The 20,841-nt window shown below is 63.1% G+C and carries 19 protein-coding genes and 1 riboswitch; of the genes, 12 read left to right on the plus strand and 7 right to left on the minus strand.

Annotation, left to right across the window (positions count from 1 at the left end; genetic code table 11):
- Nucleotides 1–15: 15 nt before the first annotated feature.
- The 3 genes from metK (at nt 16) to PMI20_RS00865 (ending at nt 3,630) form a co-directional block, all read left to right on the plus strand.
- On the plus strand, nt 16–1,206 hold the full coding sequence (gene metK, locus PMI20_RS00855; protein WP_007922339.1) for a methionine adenosyltransferase: 1,191 nt from the start codon (nt 16–18) through the stop codon (nt 1,204–1,206).
- Between the two features lie 245 nt (nt 1,207–1,451).
- Nucleotides 1,452–3,137 (plus strand): NAD-dependent DNA ligase LigB, encoded by a 1,686-nt coding sequence (gene ligB, locus PMI20_RS00860; protein WP_007922340.1) that lies wholly within the window; start codon nt 1,452–1,454, stop codon nt 3,135–3,137.
- A gap of 97 nt (nt 3,138–3,234) precedes the next feature.
- The gene (locus tag PMI20_RS00865; protein ID WP_007922342.1) at nt 3,235–3,630 is read left to right on the plus strand and encodes a DUF1090 domain-containing protein; all 396 of its coding nucleotides are present in this window, start codon (nt 3,235–3,237) and stop codon (nt 3,628–3,630) included.
- A gap of 52 nt (nt 3,631–3,682) precedes the next feature.
- Here the strand turns inward: PMI20_RS00865 and PMI20_RS00870 are convergent, their stop codons facing one another.
- On the minus strand, nt 3,683–4,132 hold the full coding sequence (locus PMI20_RS00870) for a c-type cytochrome (RefSeq protein ID WP_007922344.1): 450 nt from the start codon (nt 4,130–4,132) through the stop codon (nt 3,683–3,685).
- Between the two features lie 128 nt (nt 4,133–4,260).
- Here PMI20_RS00870 and mltA point away from each other — a divergent pair, with 128 nt between their 5' ends.
- The gene (gene mltA, locus PMI20_RS00875) at nt 4,261–5,436 is read left to right on the plus strand and encodes a murein transglycosylase A (protein ID WP_007922346.1); all 1,176 of its coding nucleotides are present in this window, start codon (nt 4,261–4,263) and stop codon (nt 5,434–5,436) included.
- Between the two features lie 51 nt (nt 5,437–5,487).
- Here the strand turns inward: mltA and PMI20_RS00880 are convergent, their stop codons facing one another.
- Both PMI20_RS00880 and PMI20_RS00885 read right to left on the minus strand, forming a co-directional pair.
- A complete protein-coding gene (locus PMI20_RS00880; RefSeq protein WP_007922347.1) occupies nt 5,488–5,874 on the minus strand; it encodes an MAPEG family protein in 387 nt (128 codons plus the stop codon).
- A 36-nt stretch (nt 5,875–5,910) separates the two neighbouring features.
- Nucleotides 5,911–6,744 (minus strand): EamA family transporter, encoded by an 834-nt coding sequence (locus PMI20_RS00885; RefSeq protein ID WP_007922348.1) that lies wholly within the window; start codon nt 6,742–6,744, stop codon nt 5,911–5,913.
- Nucleotides 6,745–6,953: 209 nt separating this feature from the next.
- On the opposite strand from PMI20_RS00885, the gene PMI20_RS00890 reads away from it, so the two are divergent.
- Complete coding sequence (locus PMI20_RS00890) at nt 6,954–8,123, plus strand: MFS transporter (protein WP_284171230.1); 1,170 nt, start codon at nt 6,954–6,956, stop codon at nt 8,121–8,123.
- Between the two features lie 181 nt (nt 8,124–8,304).
- Nucleotides 8,305–9,564 carry a cation:proton antiporter gene (locus tag PMI20_RS00895; protein ID WP_007932521.1) on the plus strand — a complete coding sequence of 420 codons (1,260 nt, stop codon included), beginning with the start codon at nt 8,305–8,307 and terminating at the stop codon, nt 9,562–9,564.
- On the opposite strand, the gene PMI20_RS00900 is transcribed toward PMI20_RS00895, so the two are convergent.
- Nucleotides 9,558–10,445 (minus strand): formate/nitrite transporter family protein, encoded by an 888-nt coding sequence (locus tag PMI20_RS00900; protein WP_037036221.1) that lies wholly within the window; start codon nt 10,443–10,445, stop codon nt 9,558–9,560. The genes PMI20_RS00895 and PMI20_RS00900 overlap by 7 nt on opposite strands.
- Before the next feature lie 100 nt (nt 10,446–10,545).
- On the minus strand, nt 10,546–10,950 hold the full coding sequence (locus PMI20_RS00905; RefSeq protein WP_007932525.1) for an acyl-CoA thioesterase: 405 nt from the start codon (nt 10,948–10,950) through the stop codon (nt 10,546–10,548).
- A gap of 197 nt (nt 10,951–11,147) precedes the next feature.
- Nucleotides 11,148–11,254: riboswitch (S-adenosyl-L-homocysteine riboswitch) on the plus strand.
- 22 nt (nt 11,255–11,276) lie between these two features.
- On the opposite strand from PMI20_RS00905, the gene ahcY reads away from it, so the two are divergent.
- The 5 genes from ahcY to rhlE2 all read left to right on the plus strand — a co-directional run bounded on the left by ahcY (nt 11,277) and on the right by rhlE2 (nt 17,839).
- On the plus strand, nt 11,277–12,686 hold the full coding sequence (gene ahcY, locus PMI20_RS00910; RefSeq protein ID WP_007932528.1) for an adenosylhomocysteinase: 1,410 nt from the start codon (nt 11,277–11,279) through the stop codon (nt 12,684–12,686).
- A 189-nt stretch (nt 12,687–12,875) separates the two neighbouring features.
- A complete protein-coding gene (metF, locus tag PMI20_RS00915) occupies nt 12,876–13,721 on the plus strand; it encodes a methylenetetrahydrofolate reductase [NAD(P)H] (protein WP_007932530.1) in 846 nt (281 codons plus the stop codon).
- Nucleotides 13,722–13,803: 82 nt separating this feature from the next.
- Entirely contained in the window at nt 13,804–14,886 is a 1,083-nt protein-coding gene (locus PMI20_RS00920; RefSeq protein ID WP_007932531.1) for a hypothetical protein, read from the plus strand.
- A gap of 55 nt (nt 14,887–14,941) precedes the next feature.
- Complete coding sequence (locus PMI20_RS00925; protein ID WP_007932532.1) at nt 14,942–15,757, plus strand: substrate-binding periplasmic protein; 816 nt, start codon at nt 14,942–14,944, stop codon at nt 15,755–15,757.
- A 225-nt stretch (nt 15,758–15,982) separates the two neighbouring features.
- Entirely contained in the window at nt 15,983–17,839 is a 1,857-nt protein-coding gene (gene rhlE2, locus PMI20_RS00930; RefSeq protein ID WP_007932533.1) for an RNA helicase RhlE2, read from the plus strand.
- A 107-nt stretch (nt 17,840–17,946) separates the two neighbouring features.
- Here the strand turns inward: rhlE2 and PMI20_RS00935 are convergent, their stop codons facing one another.
- Nucleotides 17,947–18,546: a YceI family protein gene (locus tag PMI20_RS00935; protein WP_007932534.1), complete on the minus strand. Its 600-nt coding sequence runs from the start codon at nt 18,544–18,546 to the stop codon at nt 17,947–17,949.
- A gap of 32 nt (nt 18,547–18,578) precedes the next feature.
- A complete protein-coding gene (locus PMI20_RS00940) occupies nt 18,579–19,130 on the minus strand; it encodes a cytochrome b (RefSeq protein ID WP_007932535.1) in 552 nt (183 codons plus the stop codon).
- A gap of 280 nt (nt 19,131–19,410) precedes the next feature.
- Here PMI20_RS00940 and PMI20_RS00945 point away from each other — a divergent pair, with 280 nt between their 5' ends.
- Nucleotides 19,411–20,817, plus strand: a complete 1,407-nt coding sequence (locus PMI20_RS00945) for an adenosylmethionine--8-amino-7-oxononanoate transaminase (RefSeq protein WP_007932536.1) — start codon at nt 19,411–19,413, stop codon at nt 20,815–20,817.
- Nucleotides 20,818–20,841 lie beyond the last annotated feature (24 nt).

A 20,841-nucleotide genomic window follows, 5' to 3' on the forward strand; every position in this document is an offset into this window, starting at 1 on the left:
TAGGAAACCGTCGAGATGAGCGAATACTCCCTTTTCACCTCCGAGTCCGTGTCTGAAGGGCATCCGGACAAAATCGCCGACCAGATTTCCGATGCGGTGCTGGACGCCATCATTGCCCAGGACAAGCACGCCCGCGTAGCGGTGGAAACCCTGGTCAAGACCGGCGTGGCCATCGTCGCCGGCGAAGTCACCACTTCGGCCTGGGTTGACCTGGAGCAGATCGTTCGTGACGTCATCACCGACATCGGCTACACCAGCTCCGACGTCGGTTTCGACGGCGCGACCTGCGGCGTGATGAACATCATCGGCAAGCAGTCCCCCGACATCAACCAGGGTGTCGACCGCGCCAAGCCTGAAGACCAGGGCGCCGGCGACCAGGGCCTGATGTTTGGCTACGCCAGCAACGAAACCGACGTGCTGATGCCGGCCCCGATCACCTTCTCGCACCAACTGGTGCAGCGCCAGGCCGAAGCCCGCAAGTCCGGCCTGCTGCCGTGGCTGCGTCCGGATGCCAAGTCCCAGGTCACCTGCCGCTACGAAGGCGGCAAGGTGGTCGGCATCGACGCCGTGGTCCTGTCGACCCAGCACAACCCTGACGTGTCGTACAAAGACCTGCGCGAAGGCGTGATGGAACTGATCGTCAAGCACGTGCTGCCGGCCGAACTGCTGTCCAAGGACACCCAGTTCCACATCAACCCGACTGGCCAGTTCATCATCGGCGGCCCGGTCGGCGACTGCGGCCTGACCGGTCGCAAGATCATCGTCGACAGCTACGGCGGCATGGCCCGTCACGGCGGCGGCGCGTTCTCCGGCAAGGACCCATCGAAGGTCGACCGTTCGGCCGCCTATGCCGGTCGTTACGTGGCCAAGAACATCGTCGCCGCCGGCCTGGCCGAGCGCTGCGAGATCCAGGTGTCCTACGCCATCGGCGTGGCGCAACCGACTTCGATCTCGCTGAACACCTTCGGCACCGGCAAGATCAGCGACGACAAGATCATCAAGCTGGTGCGCGAAGTGTTCGACCTGCGTCCGTACGCGATCACCACCATGCTCGACCTGCTGCACCCGATGTACCGCGAAACCGCGGCCTACGGCCACTTCGGCCGTACCCCGCAAACCAAGACCGTGGGTGATGACACCTTCACCACCTTCACCTGGGAAAAGACCGACCGCGCCGAAGCCCTGCGCGCCGCTGCCAACCTGTAATCCCGGCAGCGCTTACCCAAGCCCCGCACGGCTCGCCTTGCGGGGCTTTTTTGTGGCTGAAGGTTTCATGATTTGCAGGGCGCTCCTACGGGGTCAGCCTGATTCCCAGGGGTATAAGGCGGCTCGCGAAAAAACTGGCGCATCGTCCAACCAGCCCGCGAAATACCCGGCAATCCATACGCCCTTTCTCCCTCCCGCCCACCCCTCTAGCCTGCAGCCTGACTCCCCGAGCAAGGATGCTCCCCATGCCCTACAGAGCCACGCTATTGGCCGCAGTCCTCCTGAGCGCCATCGCCCTGCCGAGCGCCGCCAGCCCGTGCCCCGACTGGACACCTGCCCAGGCGCAAACCGAAACGGCCACCCTGCAACAGCAAATCAATCGCTGGGACGACAGCTACCACCGTGAAGGCCTGTCGCCGGTGACTGACGAGCTCTATGACCAGTCCCGCGCCCGGCTCGAACATTGGCAAAGCTGTTTCCCCACCGTCAGTGCAGACCGCGCCAACCCGCTACGCACCGCACGCGGTACTGTCCCGCACCCCATTCCCCATACCGGCGTGGAGAAACTGGCCGATGAAAGTGCCGTACGCCAGTGGCTCGCCGGGCGCGAGGAGGTCTGGGTACAGCCCAAGATCGACGGCGTGGCCGTGACCCTGATCTATCGCCAGGGACGCTTTCAGCAAGCCATCAGCCGCGGGGATGGCCTTCAGGGCCAGGACTGGACCGGGCCCGCGCAACTGATAAGCGCCATCCCCAAACGCCTGCCCGAACCGCGGGACCTGCTGCTACAGGGCGAGCTCTATTGGCGCCAGAACGATCACATACAGGCCAAGGCCGGCAGCCTGAATGCCCGCGGCCAGGTCGCCGGCCTATTGGCGCGCAACCAGCTGGACCCTCGGCAAGCCAGCCGGATCGGCCTGTTCGTCTGGGACTGGCCCCAAGGCCCGAGCACCCTGGCGCAGCGCCTGGCCGGCCTCAAGGCCCTGGGGTTTGCCCACAGCAGCGAATACAGCCAGCGCGTCAGTACGTTCGCCGAGGTCCGGCACTGGCGAGAGCACTGGTATCGCTCGGCCCTGCCCTTCGCCAGCGATGGCATCGTCCTGCGCCAGAGCCGACATCCAGAGGCGCAACGCTGGCAGGCCAAGGCGCCCTACTGGATCGCCGCGTGGAAGTACCCGTTCGCCCAGGCCCTGGCCAGGGTGCGCAAGGTCGACTTCAAGATCGGCCGCACTGGCCGGATCACCCCGATGCTCGAACTGGAGCCGGTCCTGCTCGACGACCGGCAGATCAGGCGGGTCAGCGTCGGCTCGCTGCCGCGCTGGCAAAAGCTGGATATCCGCCCTGGCGATCAGGTGTCGATCAGCCTCGCCGGCCTGACCGTCCCGCGCCTGAACGCGGTGATACTGCGCACGCCCCAGCGTGTTCCGCTGCAGGTTCCGGATGCCTCGGCCTTCCATGCGCTCAGTTGCTGGCACCCCCTGCCCGGCTGTGAGAGCCAGTTCCTCGCACGCTTGACCTGGCTGAGCGGAAAATCCGGGCTGGACCTGCCCCATGTCGGCGCCGGCACCTGGGAGAAGCTGGTGGACGCCGGACTGATCAACGGCTTGGTCGATTGGTTGACCCTTGAGCCTGCAGAGCTTGCTAACATTACCGGCCTTGGCGAACGCAGCATCGCGCGTTTGCTGAGCAGCCTGCACAGCGCCCGCCGGCAGCCGTTTCATCGCTGGCTCAAAGCCCTTGGACTGCCACCGACCGGCGACGCCAGGCTCGAAGATGGCTGGGCGGCGCTGGCGGCCAGAACCACCGAGCAATGGCAGGCCCAAAGCGCTATCGGCCCGGGACGCGCCGCTCAGTTGAGCGCCTTTTTCCGCGATCCGCAGGTCCTGGCCTTGAGTGAAGAATTACGTGCCGCCGGAATCGAAGGCTTCTGAGGCTTTTACAGCCGGCGGCGTTGAACCCCGGGGACGCAGATGGCTCAAACAGCCCGTCGCCCCACTCCTGCTATTCATCTTTTCACATGGAGCCTTTATGAAATTTCTTGCACCGCTCACCCTCTTCGCCGCATTCGCCCTGACAACCCCAGCCCTGATGGCCGCCGAGCAGGCCCCGGAACTCACCGGCTGCGCCGCCAAGCGCCAGGCCATCAGCACCCAGCTCGAACAGGCCAAGGCCCACGGCAACAGCGAACAACAGGCCGGCCTGGAAAAAGCCCTGAGCGAAGCCACCACGAACTGCACCGACGCCTCGCTGAAAAAGGAACGCGAAAACAAGGTGCTGGACGCCAAGCATGAAGTCAGCCGGCGCCAGACCGACCTGGACAAGGCCATGAAAAAAGGCGACGCCGAGAAGATCAACAAGCGCAAGGACAAGCTGGCCGAGTCCCGCAAGGAATTGCAGGAAGCCCTCGACGAACTGGACAAGTAAGTTCGAGCCGCTGCGGCAGATGTGCCCGCCGCAGACACCTCAGGCGACAGGATCAGTGATCGCGAAACTCTTTATGGCAGGCGCTGCAGGCATCTTCGACTTTCTGTACCGCCGGCCCCAGGTTGCTGGCCTTGTACGGCTGGACCTTGCTGGCGATGACCAGTTCACCGGTGGCCGCCTCGAGAGTGCGGGCCAGTTCCTGGAAACGTGCCTGCTTCTGCCAGACATCGTCAGTCGCGCTGCTGTGCTCCTGTTCCTTGACCTGCGGGAAGTGCTTCCAGGGTTCGTGGGACAGGTTGTCCAGCTTGATCGCGCCTTCGGTAAAGCGCGGGCCGTCGAACGGGATACGCCCACGGAGCATGCCGCCCAGGTCTTCACCGGTCTTGAGCATCTGTTTGAAGATCGCCTTGCGCTGACCCAGCGGGGAGTTCGGGTCGACACCGCCGCAGGCGGACAACGTCAGGCAGGCCAGCAATACAACAGAGAGTCTTTTAAGCGTCATGGTGGCTTCGGGTCACAGGAAACGGCCGCCAGTATCCTCGCCTGTCCGGCAAAGACCAATAGCCCTATTAACAATATGGATTGCCTGACGCTGCCATGCGCCCAGGCAAGCCGCAAAGGAAGTACCCAATGAACACCCGTTTCAAGCTGTGGCGTCGACACCTGGCCTGGGCCTTGCCGACCGCGATCCTGCTGGCCGGATGCAATGGCGGCGAAGTCGGCAAGCCACCCCAGCCTCACGCTATCGCCACCTATACCAGCGCCAGTTGGGAAGCCTTGCCCACTGTGTCCGACGACGACCTGCTGGCCGGCTTCGGTTCCTGGCGCAGTGCCTGCACCCGGCTGAAAGCCGACCCGGTGTGGGGCCCGACCTGCGCGACGGCGGCCAATGTGCCACTCACCGCCCTCGATGTCCGCAGCTTTCTCAAGCAGCACCTGGACGTCTACGGCCTGCGCTCGGCCAGTGGCAGCAGCAACGGCCTGATCACCGGCTACTACGAGCCGGTCTATCCGGGCAGCCTGACCCAGACCCAGGCCGCGTCAGTACCGGTATATGGCGTGCCGGAAGACATGATCATCGTCGCCCTCGACAGCATTTATCCCGAACTCAAGGGCAAGCGCCTGCGCGGCCGCCTCGAAGGCCGGGTGCTGAAACCCTACGACGATGCCGCGACCATCGAGACCAAGGGGGTCAAGGCGCCGGTGATCGCCTGGCTGACCGACCCGATGAACCTGCAATTCCTGCAGATCCAGGGCTCGGGTCGTATCCAGCTGGAAGACGGGCGCCAGTTGCGCATCGGTTATGCCGACCAGAACGGCCACCCGTACCGTCCCATCGGCCGCTGGCTGGTGGATCAGGGCGAGCTGAAGAAAGAAGACGTGACCATGGGCACCATCGCGGCCTGGGCCAAGGCCAACCCCAATCGCATCCCGGAACTGCTGGGCAGCAACCCCAGCTACGTGTTCTTCAACCGCAACCCGGACAGCAATGAAGGCCCGCGCGGCTCGCTGAACGTACCGCTGACCTCCGGCTACAGCGTGGCGGTGGACCGCAAGGTGATCCCCCTGGGCAGCCTGTTGTGGCTTTCCACCACCCGGCCGGATGGCAGCAGCCTGATCCGTCCGGTGGCGGCGCAAGACACCGGTGGCGCGATCGCCGGCGAAGTTCGCGCCGACCTGTTCTGGGGTACCGGCGACGCGGCCGGGCAACTGGCGGGAGACATGAAACAGCAGGGCCAGATCTGGATGCTCTGGCCCAAGGGCGCCACGCTGCCGAAAGTGCCTGAAGTCACCGACAGCAAATAGCCCTGGCACCGCTGCCGCCTCGTCGAGAGGCGGCGGCAGTAGTGACGAAGATCAGATAGAAACGAAAAAGAAGCTGGCAATCAGCGCCATGCCGACGAACCACACCAGCGACCGCAGGATCGCCCAGTCCGCCAGGTAGCAGATGATGTACAGCAGGCGGCTGGTGATGAACAGCACCGCCAGCACATCGATGGTCACCAGTTCGGCGACGTTGGCGATGTGGGCGATGATCACCCCCGCGGCAAAGGCCGGGGTCACTTCAAAACTGTTGAGCTGCGCCGCTTGCGCCCGCCGGGCGAAACCCTCGAGGGTTTCGAGGTAGGCCCGCGGGTCATGGTTCTGCCGCAGGCCAAAGTTGCCCCCGCTGAACTTGGCGATGCTGTTGCACAGGTACGGCAGGAAGATGGCGATCAATACACACCAGAAAGCGACGGTCATGGCAGAGTCCTTTTTAAAGTCATGAGGGGAGCGGGGTCAGAACTTCATCACCAGCATGCCGATCAGCACCAGCCCACAAGCTAAGAGCCGAGGTCGGCCGAAAGGTTCTTTCAGGTAACGCATACCGAACAACACCACCAGGATCACGCTGATTTCCCGCAGCGCCGCCGCCTCGGCGATCGATCCCAGCTGCATGGCCCACAGCACCAGAGCGTAGCTGAACAATACGCAGAATCCGACGCTCAACCCCAGCCTCCATTGTTCGCGCCAGAACAGGCTGAAGGCCGCACGCTTGCGCAGCAGCGCCAGCAACGGAAAGGGCCAGGCGCTGAGCAGCGTCACCCACACCAGGTAATCCAGCGGATGGGACCAGCGGCGCAATGCCTGGCCGTCGATAAAGGTGTAGCAACCGATGCACAGGCCGATCAGCGCCACCACCGGCAACATCGACCATGGCAGGCGGTCGCCGCCACCGCCCTGCCACAGCAGGCACAGCATGCCGAAAGGGATCAACAGGATGCCGAGGATCTGCTGGGGGCTGAGCACCTCGCCCGCGAAGATCAGGGTCAGGGCCAGCACCACCAGGGGCGAAAGACCGCGCATCAATGGGTAGACCAGACCCAGGTCGCCGACTCGATAGGCCTGGATCAACAGGTAGCGGTAGAGCAACTCGAAAACCGCCGACGCCAGGATCCACGGCCAGATCTGCAGCGGCGGCCACTCGACGAACCTCAACATCAATGCCACGAACAACAAGGCGACGCTGTCCATGCAGGCCACCACCAATAACCGTTCGCCACTGAATTTGATCAGGGTATTCCACGCCGCATGCAGCAGCGCCGCCACCAGAACCAGAGTTGTCGCCAGCACCTCACACTCCCTGTTTGCGATAAGAGAATCGATTCACCTAAGGGCCTCGGCTGTCTATACTGACGCCGACCACGCCGCACTCAGTTGCGCATATCCATTCCAATAATTCCTGCCGCTGCCCGATCCGCCGGACCTGATCCGATGGAGGAGCAATGCCGGCATGCGTATGCCTGATCAGGGCGTCAAGACTACAGACAGAGAATCCTCGCATGCCACTCGCCTTGCTCGCACTGGCTGTTGCCGCCTTCGGCATCGGTACCACTGAATTCGTCATCATGGGCCTGCTGCCCGATGTCGCCCGCGACCTGTCCGTCAGCATTCCCCATGCCGGCCTGCTGATTACCGGTTACGCCCTGGGCGTGGTGTTCGGCGCGCCGATCCTCGCCGTCGGCACCGCCAACATGCCGCGCAAGGCCACGTTGCTGGGCATGACCCTGATGTTCATCCTCGGCAACGTGCTCTGCGCGCTGGCGCCGAACTACGCCACGCTGATGGCCGCGCGGGTGATCACCGCGCTGTGCCACGGTGCGTTTTTCGGCATCGGCTCGGTGGTCGCCGCCAGCCTGGTGGTGCCGAACAAACGCGCCCAGGCGATCGCCATGATGTTCACCGGCCTGACCCTGGCCAATGTGCTCGGCGTGCCGCTGGGCACGGCACTGGGGCAATACGCCGGCTGGCGCTCGACCTTCTGGGCGGTGTCGGTGATCGGGGTACTCGCCGCCATTGCCCAGTGGTTCTGGCTGCCCCGGCACATCGCCATGGACAAGGCCAACCTGGCCAGCGAGTTCAAGGTCCTGGGCAAGACCAACGTGCTGCTGGCCCTGGGCATGAGCGTGCTGGCCTCCACCAGCCTGTTCAGCGTCTTCACCTATATCGCGCCGATCCTGCAGGACGTCACCGGCGTCAGCCCCCATGGCGTGACCATCATGTTGCTGCTGTTCGGCGTCGGCTTGACGGCCGGCAGCATGCTCGGCGGCCGCCTGGCCGACAGCCGCCTGCTGCCGTCGCTGGTGACCATGGCGCTGGCCGTGGTGTTGGTGCTGGCCGCGTTCAGCCAGACCAGCCATCTGCTGATCCCGGCGGCGATCACGTTGCTACTGTGGGGAATCTTCGCCTTCGCCCTGTGCCCGATCCTGCAATTGCTGATCATCGACCAGGCCCATGAAGCGCCCAACCTGGGCTCGACCCTGAACCAGAGCGCCTTTAACCTGGGTAACGCCGCCGGCGCCTGGATCGGCGGGCTGGTCGTCGCCAGCGGCGCCGACCTGGCCGACCTGCCGTGGACCGGCGCACTGGTCGGCGGAGTGACGGTGCTGACCGCACTGCTGTTCATTCACCTGCAACGTCGCCAGGCGGCCGCGATCAATGTATCCGGCTGAGCCCCGACGAGCGCGCGACTGACCCACGGTCGCCTGCAGAACCGCGCACTGGCCGACCGGCTCACCGACAGAAGAATCTGAACTTTCCTTGTCGGTGTGCCCCGGGCCGCCAGTGGCCCATCAAACCCTTGCTCGATGGCTTTCGGGCTTTCTTTTCACGTTTCTATCCAAGGGACTCCGGATGCTTGAACTCGTTGCCGCCTTCATCTGCCTGACCACCCTGCTCACCTACGTCAACTTCCGCTTCATCGGCCTGCCGCCGACCATCGGGGTGATGGTCACCGCCCTGCTGTTTTCCCTGCTGCTGCAAGGCTTGAGCTTCCTCGGCTATCCCGGCCTGGAAGAGCATGTGCAACAGCTGATCGGCCAGATCGACTTCGGCGACCTGCTGATGAACTGGATGCTGTCGTTCCTGCTGTTCGCCGGCGCCTTGCACGTCAACCTCAACGACCTGCGTAGCTATCGCTGGCCCATCGGCCTGTTGGCCACGGTCGGCGTACTGATCGCCACGTTCGTCATCGGCAGCCTGGCCTACTGGATCTTCGGCCTGTTCGGCTGGCACGTGAGCTTCCTCTATTGCCTGTTGTTCGGCGCCCTGATCTCGCCGACCGACCCGATCGCGGTGCTTGGCGTGCTGCGTACCGCCAACGCCTCCAAGCCGCTGAAAACCACCATCGTCGGCGAGTCGCTGTTCAACGACGGCACCGCGGTGGTGGTGTTCACCGTGCTGCTGGGTATCGCCCAGCTCGGCGAAACCCCGACCGTCGGCGCCACCGCCCTGCTGTTTGCCCATGAAGCCATCGGCGGCGTGGTGTTCGGCGGGCTGATCGGCTACCTGGTGTACCTGATGATCAAGAGCATCGAGCAACACCAGATCGAGGTGATGCTGACCCTGGCCCTGGTGATCGGCGGCTCGGCGATGGCCAGCGAACTGCACGTCTCGGCACCGATCGCGATGGTGGTGGCGGGCCTGATCATCGGCAACCTGGGGCGCAACCTGGCGATGAACGACATGACCCGGCGTTATCTGGACGGCTTCTGGGAACTGCTCGACGACATGCTCAACGCCCTGCTGTTCGCCCTGATCGGCATGGAGCTGTTACTGCTGCCGTTCAACTGGCTGCACCTGCTGGCCGCGAGTCTGCTGGCGGTGGCGATCGTGCTGTCGCGCCTGCTCACCGTGGCTCCGGCCATCGTCCTGCTACGCCGCTGGCGCAGCGTGCCCCGCGGCACTATCCGGGTGCTGACCTGGGGTGGCCTGCGCGGCGGGGTTTCGGTGGCGCTGGCCCTGGCCCTGCCATTGGGCCCGGAGCGCGACCTGGTGCTGAGCATCACCTACATCGTGGTGCTGTCGTCGATCCTCCTGCAGGGCCTGACCATCGGCAAACTGGTGCGCCATGTCACCCAGGATGCACCGGCGGTCACCCAGGACGCTCACTGATCGTTTTTTGATCGATCGCGGACCCGCCCAGGGTCCGCAGTCGTTTTTGGCAGGCCACTTTCACTGCGCACCTGGGCATGGCTGATCAGGGCGAAGATGAAGCTGCCGCCGATGATGTTCCCCGCCAGCGTCGGCCCGGCGAACACCCACCAGAAATCCCGCCACGGCAACTCGCCGGCGAACACCAGGTACGAGACCTCCACCGAACCGACCACGATATGGGTGAAGTCCCCCAGGGCCATCAGGTAGGTGATCAGGATGATGATCCACATCTTGGCGCTCTCCATGGACGGGATCATCCAGACCATGGTGGCGATCATCCAGCCGGAGACGATGCCCTTGGCGAACATCTGCCCGGCATCGTTCTCCATGACCTTACGCCCGATATCGAGGAAGGCCAGGTCGGTCCTGGCGTCGAAAATCGGCAGGTGCAGCATCACGTAGGCCACCAGCAGCGTGCCGCACAGGTTGCCCACCAGGACCACGCCCCACAAGCGGCACAGGCGCGCGAAATTGCCCAGGGTGGGTTTGCTCATGATCGGCAGCACGGCCGTCAGGGTGTTTTCGGTGAACAGTTGCTGGCGCGCCAGGATCACCGCCAGGAACCCCGCGCAGTAACCGAAACTGGCAATCACCTTGAACCCTTCGCCGTCGGGCAGGCGCGAGTCGAGCAGGCCCATGCCCATCAGCGACAGGCCCATGGTCAGGCCGGCGGCCAGGGCCGACCACCAGAGCGCTGCGACGCTGCGCTCCAGCTCCTTGTCGCCCTGGGTACGGATGATCTCGTGCAAGACCGCCGCGCGGGGCGGCTGGTTCTTGTCTACGTCGTGCTGCTCTTCGGGAGAAAGGCCCGGGGTCTTGCCGTCTGTCTGCACGTTAATGGCTCCTGAACCTGTGGGTACCTTGTCAGGTACGACATCCGGGGTTCAGGGCTCGTTCAGTGCCCTCATGCAGGAGCAGGCAGACTCACACCCACAGCGGTCAGGCGATGGGCTCGTCGTCCTTGAACTGGTCTTTCACGTACCGGATCTCGGTACGACCGTGAGGAGCCGGCAAGCCGTCCTCGCCCAAGTTGACGAAGACCATCTTCTCGACGGTGAGGATGCTCTTGCGGGTGATCTTGTTGCGCACTTCACAGGTCAGGGTGATCGAGGTCCTGCCGAACTCGGTGGCGGTGATGCCCAGCTCGATGATATCGCCCTGGCGCGAGGCGCTGACGAAGTTGATTTCGGAAATGTACTTGGTGACCACGCGCTGGTTGCCCAGCTGGACGATGGCGTAGATCGCCGCTTCTTCGTCGATCCAGCGCAACAGGCTGCCACCGAACAGCGTGCCGTTGGGGTTGAGGTCTTCGGGTTTTACCCATTTGCGGGTGTGGAAATTCATACTCACTCCTGACCGTCTTGCCGATTGATGCCGGCATCATGGCAGACCCCGGCGCAGAGCTCTATTGAGCTTCTACTATGGTCGCGATAACCGTTCGATCATCGTCCGACAGAAATCCTTGGGAAGTCGCTGGCAGACGGCTATAATCGCCTCCGTTTCAAAACGGTAACGATCACCTGATACCGTTTTCCCGCCACCTGTCCGAGGGGCGCTGCAGCAGGTTCGACCTGTCAGGCTCGGATGGGGCGTTGTCTGGCCGTGATGGTTCGGTCAGTCACTAAACGCACAACGGCGCCCATTCGCATACTTACGAATGGAGGCTCTTCATGAGCGCTGTCATCACGCCTGCAGATTTTACCGACTACAAAGTCGCCGACATGTCCCTGGCCGCCTGGGGCCGTCGCGAAACCATCATCGCCGAATCGGAGATGCCGGCCCTGATGGGTCTGCGTCGCAAGTACGCCGCTGAACAACCGCTCAAGGGCGCGAAGATTCTCGGCTGCATCCACATGACCATCCAGACTGCCGTGCTGATCGAAACCCTGGTTGCCCTGGGTGCCGAAGTACGCTGGTCGTCCTGCAACATCTTCTCGACCCAGGACCAGGCCGCTGCCTCCATCGCTGCCGCCGGTATCCCGGTATTCGCCTGGAAAGGCGAGACCGAGCAAGAGTACGAGTGGTGCCTGGAGCAGACCATCCTCAAGGACGGCAAGCCTTGGGACGCCAACATGATCCTCGACGACGGCGGCGACCTGACCGAGCTGCTGCACAAGAAGTACCCGCAGGTGCTGGATCGCGTCCACGGCGTGACCGAAGAAACCACCACCGGCGTGCACCGCCTGCTGGACATGCTGGCCAAGGGCGAGCTGAAGATCCCGGCCATCAACGTCAACGACTCGGTGACCAAGAGCAAGAACGACAACAAGTACGGCTGCCGTCACAGCCTGAACGATGCGATCAAGCGCGGTACCGACCACCTGCTGTCCGGCAAGCAAGCGCTGGTCATCGGCTACGGTGACGTGGGCAAGGGCTCGGCCCAGTCCCTGCGCCAGGAAGGCATGATCGTCAAGGTTTCCGAAGTCGACCCGATCTGCGCCATGCAAGCCTGCATGGACGGTTTCGAACTGGTTTCGCCGTTCATCGACGGCATCAACACCGGCACCGAAGCGAGCATCGACAAGGCCCTGCTGGGCAAGATCGACCTGATCGTGACCACCACCGGTAACGTCAATGTTTGCGACGCAAACATGCTCAAGGCCCTGAAGAAGCGCGCCGTTGTCTGCAACATCGGTCACTTCGACAACGAAATCGACACCGCTTTCATGCGCAAGAACTGGGCATGGGAAGAAGTGAAGCCGCAGGTGCACAAGATTCACCGCACCGGCCCAGGCGCTTTCGACGCCCAGAACGACGACTACCTGATCCTGCTGGCCGAAGGCCGCCTGGTGAACCTGGGCAACGCCACCGGTCACCCAAGCCGCATCATGGACGGTTCGTTCGCCAACCAGGTTCTGGCGCAGATCTTCCTGTTCGGCCAGAAGTACGCCGACCTGTCGCCAGCCCAGAAAGCCGAGCGCCTGACCGTTGAAGTACTGCCCAAGAAACTCGACGAAGAAGTGGCCCTGGAAATGGTCCGCGGCTTCGGTGGCGTGGTCACCCAACTGACCAAGCAGCAGGCTGACTACATCGGCGTCACCGTCGAAGGCCCGTTCAAGCCGCACGCTTACCGGTACTAAGAGCAGTTGCAAGCCTTGAGCTTCAAGCGGCAAGCAAAGGCCACAAGCCGTGCTTGCCGCTCGAAGCTTTCGGCTTCGTCCCTATTTGCTTAAACAGTTTCAAGCAGCCCGTTCCAGGCACAAGAGCTGAGCGCACCTCCGCTACTCTTGCAGCTTGTGGCTTGCAGCTTGTAGCTGGAGGTTTCCTCCATGTCCCAAGATCGTCGCTACAGCTTCGAGTTCTTCCCGACCAAGACCGATGCTGGGCATGAAAAACTGCTCGCCACTGCCCGCCAGCTGGCCAGCTACAACCCCGACTTCTTCTCCTGCACCTACGGTGCCGGTGGCTCGACCCGCGACCGCACGATGAACACCGTGCTGCAGCTCGAAAGCGAAGTGAAGATCCCCGCCGCACCGCACCTGTCTTGCGTGGGTGACAGCAAGGCCGACCTGCGTGGCCTGTTGACCCAATACAAGGCCGCCGGCATCAACCGTATCGTCGCCCTGCGCGGCGACCTGCCTTCGGGCATGGGCATGGCCAGCGGCGAGTTGCGTCACGCCAACGACCTGGTGAGCTTCATTCGTGAAGAGACTGGCGATCACTTCCACATCGAAGTGGCGGCGTATCCGGAAATGCACCCACAGGCGCGCAATTTCGAAGACGACCTCAACAACTTCGTGCGCAAGGCCAACGCCGGCGCCAACAGTGCGATCACCCAGTACTTCTTCAACGCCGACAGTTATTTCTACTTCGTCGAACGCGTGCAACAAATGGGTGTGAACATCCCGATCGTGCCCGGCATCATGCCGATCACCAACTACAGCAAGCTGGCGCGTTTCTCCGACGCTTGCGGCGCGGAAATCCCGCGCTGGATCCGCAAACAACTGGAAGCCTACGGCGACGACAGCCAAAGCATTCAGGCGTTCGGCGAACAGGTCATCACCGAAATGTGTGAGCGTTTGTTGCAAGGCGGTGCGCCAGGATTGCACTTCTATACTCTGAACCAAGCCGAGCCAAGCCTGGCCGTCTGGAACAACCTGAAGCTGCCGCGTTAACCGCCCGACAGCATCGGAAAAAGGCCTTGGCGAAATCCAGGGCCTTTTTTTTAACCCCCATACATCCGAAGGATCGCCGTAGATGTCCACAGGCAGCACCGCAGCACGCCCACAATTGATCTATCTGGTTTACGGCGCCGCGACCTATCACCAGGAAGCCGCGTTCAGTATTGCCAGCGCTCTGGCCGGGCTGCGCGAAACACCGGGCAAAGCCCTCGATATCCAGGTCTTCACCGACAATCCCGCGCCTTACCGCGACCTGCCTGTGCGCGTGCGCCCCTTGGACGAAAACACCCGCCAGGCCTGGATCGCCCCACACGGCTACCACTTTCGCGCCAAGCACGTGGTGATGCAGCAGGTGCTGCAAGAGTCCGAACTGGCGTTGCTGATCGACACCGATACCTTTTTCCACTGCTCGCCGCTGGAGCTGTTTCGCCGCATCCAGCCCGGCACCCTGCTGTGTAACGCATTCGGCATGTGCTACGGCGCCAACAAGGAGTCCGGCCTCTACCAGACCCTGGCCAGCTTGCTGCAGGAACGCAAACTCGCCGACGACCAGATGCCATTGCTGAACTCCGGCGTGATCGGCCTGCACCGCGCGGACGCCGATGTGCTGGACCGCTCCATCGCCCTGATGGACGAGCTGTACCCGCTGGCCAACGGCGCCTACACCCTCGAAGAGTTCTGCCTGTCGGTGGCGGCCTATCGCACCAAGAAAGTCCGCGAATGCCCCGACCTGATCCACCACTACTGGAGCCGCAAGCAGCTGTTTCGCGCCAAGATCAAGGCCTGGCTGGACAAGCACGGCGCAGCGCCTACCAGCGGCGTCGCCCTGGACGAAACCCGCCTGGTCACCGCGACCCTGCCACGCCCGCCGGCGTTGCAACGCCTGGCCTACAAGATCGTGACCCTGGCCCTGCCCGGGCACCAGCGGCAGTTCATGCGTGAAATCCTCTACGGCTGCTACCGCCACACCAACGAATTCGACCAGGCCTGCGCCCCGGTCTGGTGGGAGAAAGCCCGGGAAAACGCCGAAGGCCGCCTGAGAAAACCGCTCAACAGCCATCAACTCGAGCGCTGGTTCAACCACCCGGTGATTCGCCTGGTACTGGGCCAGCGGCGCAAGGCCATCTACCTGCATCTGATCGAGACAAAGGCTGACTGAGGCTTGAGCTAGACGGCCTCTAGCATTGGACGACCTCCCGTCGTAATCTCCAGCGATGCCCGTCATTGCCCAGCTGCTGACAGCCTTTATCTGCGCTTGCCTGAGCCTCACCGCCCATGGCGAGAAGCTGCGCATTGTCACCGAGCCCTGGGCCCCTTATGTCTATGAGGAACAGGGCAAGGCCCAGGGCCTGGATTACGAAACCACGGCCATCGTCTTCCAGCGCCTGGGGATCGAAGTCGAATGGCAGTTCCTGCCCTGGAAACGTTGCCTGGCCATGCTCGAACAGGGCCAGGCCGACGGTGCCCTGGACATCTTTCACAGCAACGAACGCGAAAGCAGCCTGCTCTACCCCAGCGAGCCGCTGTCGGACGTCGAGTTCGTGATGTTCTATACCAACGCCCGGCCCTTTCCGTTCCGTACCCTGGAAGACTTGCGCGGGCTGACCGTGGGCACCTCCCCCGGCTACCTGTACAGCCAGGACTTCAGGGAATCCACCCTGTTCAAGCACGAACCGGCGCCGACCCACGAAGCCAACTTCGGCAAGCTGCTGCGCGGCCGTATCGACCTGCTGATCACCGATCGACGGGTCGGCCAGCACCTGCTCGACCAACTGAACATTCGCCAGCAGATCACCGAGAATCCGGTGGTCATCAGCCGCCAGAGCCAGTTTCTGGCCGTGCGGCGCAATGCCGGCATGGACTTGCTGGTGCAGCGTTTCGGCGCAGAACTCAAGCGCTTCAAGCGCGAACCGGCCTACGCCGAACTGAGCGCCCGCTATGGCGCGGCGCCGGCCATCGCCGACTCAAGCGCAATGCCGCCCGGCACACCGCGCAAAACCGTTGAGCAGCAGGAAAGCAGCGCACACTGATTGCTCTGTTATACTCCGGCCTTCCCGCCAGGCTCACGCCCGGACGCTCGATCCTGTTCAAGGCATCTCGATACCGCTACAGCGCAGCCACAAGGCCCGCGCGAGCCCTCGCCGATGAGCCTTCAGGAGCCAGCAGGACCGGACGGGATTGCGTCCTCTTAAACGCCATTCGCGCCAGGCAAGACTATCCCTCTGGGCCAAGCCCTCACTAAAACAGGATTACTCATGTCCTTTGCTTCCCTCGGTCTCTCCGAGGCTTTAGTCGGCGCCATCGAAGCCGCCGGCTACACCCAGCCTACTCCGGTGCAACAGCGGGCCATTCCCGCCGTGTTGCAAGGTCGCGACCTGATGGTCGCGGCACAGACAGGTACTGGTAAAACCGGCGGTTTCGCCCTTCCGATCCTGGAACGGTTGTTTCCCAACGGTCACCCGGACAAATCCCAGCGTCATGGCCCGCGCCAACCGCGCGTACTGGTCCTGACCCCGACCCGCGAACTGGCCGCGCAAGTGCACGAGAGCTTCAAGGTCTATGCCCGCGACCTGAAGTTCGTCAGTGCCTGCATCTTCGGCGGCGTCGGCATGAACCCACAGGTTCAGGCCATGGCCCGTGGCGTCGACGTGCTGGTGGCCTGCCCCGGCCGCCTGCTCGACCTGGCCGGCCAGGGCAGTGTCGACCTGTCCCACGTGGAAATCCTCGTGCTCGACGAAGCCGACCGCATGCTCGACATGGGCTTTGTCCATGACGTGAAGAAAGTCCTCGCGCGCCTGCCCGCCAAGCGCCAGAACCTGCTGTTTTCCGCGACCTTCTCCAAGGACATCACGGACCTGGCCGGCAAACTGCTGCACAACCCCGAGCGCATCGAAGTCACGCCACCGAACACCACGGTCGAGCGTATCGAGCAACGGGTGTTCCGCCTGGCCGCCAGCCACAAGCGCGCCTTGCTGGCCCACCTGATCACCGCCGGCGCCTGGGAACAGGTGCTGGTCTTCACCCGCACCAAGCACGGCGCCAACCGCCTGGCCGAGTACCTGGACAAGCACGGCCTGACCGCCGTCGCCATCCACGGCAACAAGAGCCAGAACGCCCGCACCAAGGCCCTGGCCGACTTCAAGGCCGGTGAAGTGCGGATCCTGGTCGCCACCGATATCGCCGCCCGAGGCCTGGACATCGACCAGCTGCCACACGTGGTCAACTTCGAGCTGCCGAACGTCGACGAAGACTACGTGCACCGTATCGGCCGTACCGGCCGTGCCGGTCGTTCGGGCGAAGCGATCTCGCTGGTCGCGCCGGACGAAGAGAAGCTGCTCAAGAGCATCGAGCGCATGACCAAGCAGAAGATCCCCGACGGCGATCTGATGGGCTTCGATGCCAGCGCCGTGGAAGCCGAGAAACCGGAAGTGCGCGAGCGTCCGGACGTGCGTAACCCACGCAACTCCCGTGGCCCGCGTGGCGACGGTCCGAATGGCGGCGGTGGCGGCGGCGGTCGTAAAGACAAAGGCAAGGACAAGGGCAAGGACAAACCGGCCGCTCGCGGCGACCGCCCGGCCCGTGAGCAGAAGCCTCGCGAAGGCACCCCGGCCCGCGAACAGCGCCAGCCGACGCCACGCGCCGACCGCGCCCCGGATGAGTTCCTGGACGACGACGTGGACAACTTCGGCAATCGCGCCGACTACGTCAGCCCGTACCAGAACAAGAACAACCAGGGCCGCGGCCGTCGTCCTGGCGCGCCAGCCCAGGGTGCAACCAGCAGCAACGCGCCACGCAGCGGCGGCCAGGGTCGCTCCGGCGGTCCGCGCACCAGCAACGGTGCCAGCACCGGCACCCCGCCTGCCAAGCGCAACGGCCCACGCAGCGGCGCTCCACGTGACGGCCAGGCCCGTCGCGAAGAGTCGCGCAATCGTCGTCCGGCCCGTGACGACCAGGCGCGCCAGGAGCCGGCGGTGCAGAACCCGCGCGGCAACCAGCCGAAGATCATGCACAAGGAGTCGAAAGCCGACCGCTTCCCAACACCCGAGCAGCTCGATCAACTGCCAAGCCGTCCACGTGGCGAGAAACCAGCCTTGCTGACCCGCAATCGCTGAAGTTTTCGCGACAATAAAAAACGCCCCTGATCTCGCGATCAGGGGCGTTTTTTTATGTTCTCTGTAGCCGCTGCCGAGCCTGCGAGGCTGCAGCTACAGGCGAAGCATTACTTCGCTTTCACACCTTCGAAGGTGATGTACAGCTGAACGGTGTCGGACTGCGGGCCAACATCCATCCCGTCCTTGTTGAACTCTTTACGGCTAATGCTGGTGGTACCTTCAAAACCGGCACGGTAGCCGCCCCATGGATCCTTGCCTTCACCCAGGAAGGTGGCCTTGACCACGATAGGCTTGGTCACACCGTGGAAAGTCAGGTCGCCAGCCACATCGGCGGTCTGCTTGCCATCAGCATTCTTGCCGGTTGGCTTGACGCTGGTAGAAACGAACTTCGCGTCAGGGAATTTGCCCGACTCCAGGAAGTCCTTGCTGTTGACGTGCTTGTCACGCTCGGCGTGGTTGGTGAACACGCTGGCGGTGCGCACGTTGACTTCGATCTTGGCGTCTTCAGGCTTGGCCGCGTCGAAGCTGAACTTGCCGTCCAGGTCCTTGAAGGTACCGGTGATGAAGCTGTAGCCCAGGTGGCTGATCTTGAAGTCGACGAAGGCGTGCTGGCCTTCCTTGTCGATCACGTAGTCCGCGGCCATCGCCTGACCGGCAGACAGCAGAGCAGAACCGATTGCCAGAGCGGCGAGAGTCTTTTTCAACATGCTTTCTATTCCTTTTGAGTCGAGGTTGAGCATCAGGCTTTGCGCCCCAGCATACGAGCCAGGGTCGCGTCACGATCGATAAAGTGGTGTTTCAAGGCAGCCAGAGCATGCACCCCGGCGAAGATCACCAGGGCCCAGGCCAGGTACAGATGCACCTCGCCGGCCACATCTGCCTGGTCCGGCAGTCCGGAAACCAGGGCAGGAATTTCAAACAGGCCAAACACCGGAATCCCGACACCGTCTGCGGTGGAAATCAGGTAACCGGCAATCATCACAGCGAACAGACTGAGATAAAGGAAGGCATGGCCGAAGGTGGCGCCCAGGCGCGTCAGGCGACCGTGGTTGGCCGGTGCCGGCGGCGGCGGGCTGACAAAGCGCCACAGCACCCGCAGCAACATGATCGCGAACAACGTCAAGCCAATGCTCTTGTGCAGGTCCGGCGCATCTTTGCGCCAGGCACTGTAGTAATCCAGGCCGACCATCCACAGGCCCAGGGCGAACAATCCAAAGACTGCCAGCGCCACGCTCCAGTGCAGAAAAATGCTTACCCAGCCGTAGCGGGAAGAAGAGTTACCTAGCTGCATCACTTGAATCCTGTAAGAACTGCTGCCCAAGACTATCGATTTAACTATCGAATTAAAGCGGAAATTTTCGCTTTGAAATATCGAGAAATACGATGTTGATCCTACGAACACTAAATTAACCAGGCATTAAGGTCTACGGGGGAAAAACGTGACAGACCGTCCTGCGACCGCGACCAATTCGCCCTTCCAGGCATGCAATGGGTTGTGACACGGCCTGGCATTGCATAGGCTTGCGCGATTGTTTGCTCGCGTACTTCGAGCCGCCTCCAGGAGACTGAACATGGGCCTCAACAACCAGTGGATGCAACGCGATCTCGCGGTGTTATGGCATCCCTGCACCCAGATGAAAGACCACGAGCAGCTGCCGCTGATCCCGATCAAGCGCGGCGAAGGTGTGTGGCTGGAGGACTTCGAAGGCAAGCGCTACCTCGACGCGGTCAGCTCCTGGTGGGTCAACGTGTTCGGCCACGCCAACCCGCGCATCAACCAGCGCATCAAGGATCAGGTCGATCAACTGGAGCACGTGATTCTCGCCGGCTTCAGCCATCAGCCGGTGATCGAGCTGTCCGAGCGCCTGGTGCAGATCACCCCGGAAGGCCTGACCCGCTGCTTCTATGCCGACAACGGTTCGTCGTGCATCGAAGTGGCGATGAAGATGAGCTTCCACTACTGGTTCAACCGCGGCCAGAAAGACAAGAAGCGCTTCGTCACCCTGACCAACAGCTACCACGGCGAAACCATCGCCGCGATGTCGGTGGGCGACGTGCCGCTGTTCACCGAGACCTACAAGGCCCTGCTGCTGGACACCCTCAAGGTGCCGAGCCCGGACTGCTACCTGCGCCCCGAAGGCATGAGCTGGGAGGAACACTCGCGCAACATGTTCGCGGCCATGGAGCAGACCCTGGCGGAACACCACGACAGCGTTGCCGCGGTGATAGTCGAGCCGCTGATCCAGGGCGCCGGCGGCATGCGCATGTACCACCCGGTGTACCTCAAGCTGCTGCGCGAGGCCTGCGACCGCTACGGCGTGCACCTGATCCATGATGAGATCGCCGTCGGATTCGGTCGTACCGGCACGATGTTCGCCTGCGAACAGGCCGGCATCCGCCCGGACTTCCTCTGCCTGTCCAAGGCCCTGACCGGCGGCTACCTGCCGCTGGCCGCGTGCCTGACCACCGACGAAGTCTACAGCGCCTTCTACGACGACTACCCGACCCTGCGCGCCTTCCTCCACTCCCACAGCTACACCGGCAACCCGCTGGCCTGTGCGGCAGCGCTGGCGACCCTGGATATCTTCGAGCAGGACAACGTCATCGAGAACAACCGGGCGCTGGCCCAGCGCATGGCCAGCTCGACCGCGCACCTGGCGGATCACCCGCACGTTGCCGAAGTACGCCAGACCGGCATGGTGCTGGCCATCGAGATGGTCCAGGACAAGGCCAGCAAGACCGCCTACCCGTGGCAGGAACGCCGTGGCCTGAAAGTCTTCCAGCACGCCCTGGAGCGTGGCGCCCTGCTGCGTCCGCTGGGCAGCGTGGTGTATTTCCTGCCGCCCTACGTGATCACCCCGGAGCAGATCGACTTCCTCGCCATCGTTGCCAGCGAAGGCATCGACATTGCTACCAACGACAAGGTCAGCGTGGCGGTACCCAAGGACTTCCACCCAGGCTTCCGCGATCCGGGTTGAGCCCCTCGCCGGCAAGCCCGCCGT

This window comes from Pseudomonas sp. GM17 (assembly GCF_000282175.2).
In the GTDB taxonomy this organism is placed as follows: Bacteria; Pseudomonadota; Gammaproteobacteria; order Pseudomonadales; family Pseudomonadaceae; genus Aquipseudomonas; species Aquipseudomonas chlororaphis.

What these genes read in the sequence shown, in the direction of transcription:
- metK (WP_007922339.1), top strand. Translation starts at nt 16, where the DNA reads ATGAGCGAATACTCCCTTTTCACCTCCGAGTCCGTGTCTGAAGGGCAT.
- ligB (WP_007922340.1), top strand. Translation starts at nt 1,452, where the DNA reads ATGCCCTACAGAGCCACGCTATTGGCCGCAGTCCTCCTGAGCGCCATC.
- PMI20_RS00865 (WP_007922342.1), top strand. Translation starts at nt 3,235, where the DNA reads ATGAAATTTCTTGCACCGCTCACCCTCTTCGCCGCATTCGCCCTGACA.
- PMI20_RS00870 (WP_007922344.1), bottom strand. Translation starts at nt 4,132, where the DNA reads ATGACGCTTAAAAGACTCTCTGTTGTATTGCTGGCCTGCCTGACGTTG.
- mltA (WP_007922346.1), top strand. Translation starts at nt 4,261, where the DNA reads ATGAACACCCGTTTCAAGCTGTGGCGTCGACACCTGGCCTGGGCCTTG.
- PMI20_RS00880 (WP_007922347.1), bottom strand. Translation starts at nt 5,874, where the DNA reads ATGACCGTCGCTTTCTGGTGTGTATTGATCGCCATCTTCCTGCCGTAC.
- PMI20_RS00890 (WP_284171230.1), top strand. Translation starts at nt 6,954, where the DNA reads ATGCCACTCGCCTTGCTCGCACTGGCTGTTGCCGCCTTCGGCATCGGT.
- PMI20_RS00895 (WP_007932521.1), top strand. Translation starts at nt 8,305, where the DNA reads ATGCTTGAACTCGTTGCCGCCTTCATCTGCCTGACCACCCTGCTCACC.
- PMI20_RS00905 (WP_007932525.1), bottom strand. Translation starts at nt 10,950, where the DNA reads ATGAATTTCCACACCCGCAAATGGGTAAAACCCGAAGACCTCAACCCC.
- ahcY (WP_007932528.1), top strand. Translation starts at nt 11,277, where the DNA reads ATGAGCGCTGTCATCACGCCTGCAGATTTTACCGACTACAAAGTCGCC.
- metF (WP_007932530.1), top strand. Translation starts at nt 12,876, where the DNA reads ATGTCCCAAGATCGTCGCTACAGCTTCGAGTTCTTCCCGACCAAGACC.
- PMI20_RS00920 (WP_007932531.1), top strand. Translation starts at nt 13,804, where the DNA reads ATGTCCACAGGCAGCACCGCAGCACGCCCACAATTGATCTATCTGGTT.
- PMI20_RS00925 (WP_007932532.1), top strand. Translation starts at nt 14,942, where the DNA reads ATGCCCGTCATTGCCCAGCTGCTGACAGCCTTTATCTGCGCTTGCCTG.
- rhlE2 (WP_007932533.1), top strand. Translation starts at nt 15,983, where the DNA reads ATGTCCTTTGCTTCCCTCGGTCTCTCCGAGGCTTTAGTCGGCGCCATC.
- PMI20_RS00935 (WP_007932534.1), bottom strand. Translation starts at nt 18,546, where the DNA reads ATGTTGAAAAAGACTCTCGCCGCTCTGGCAATCGGTTCTGCTCTGCTG.
- PMI20_RS00940 (WP_007932535.1), bottom strand. Translation starts at nt 19,130, where the DNA reads ATGCAGCTAGGTAACTCTTCTTCCCGCTACGGCTGGGTAAGCATTTTT.
- PMI20_RS00945 (WP_007932536.1), top strand. Translation starts at nt 19,411, where the DNA reads ATGGGCCTCAACAACCAGTGGATGCAACGCGATCTCGCGGTGTTATGG.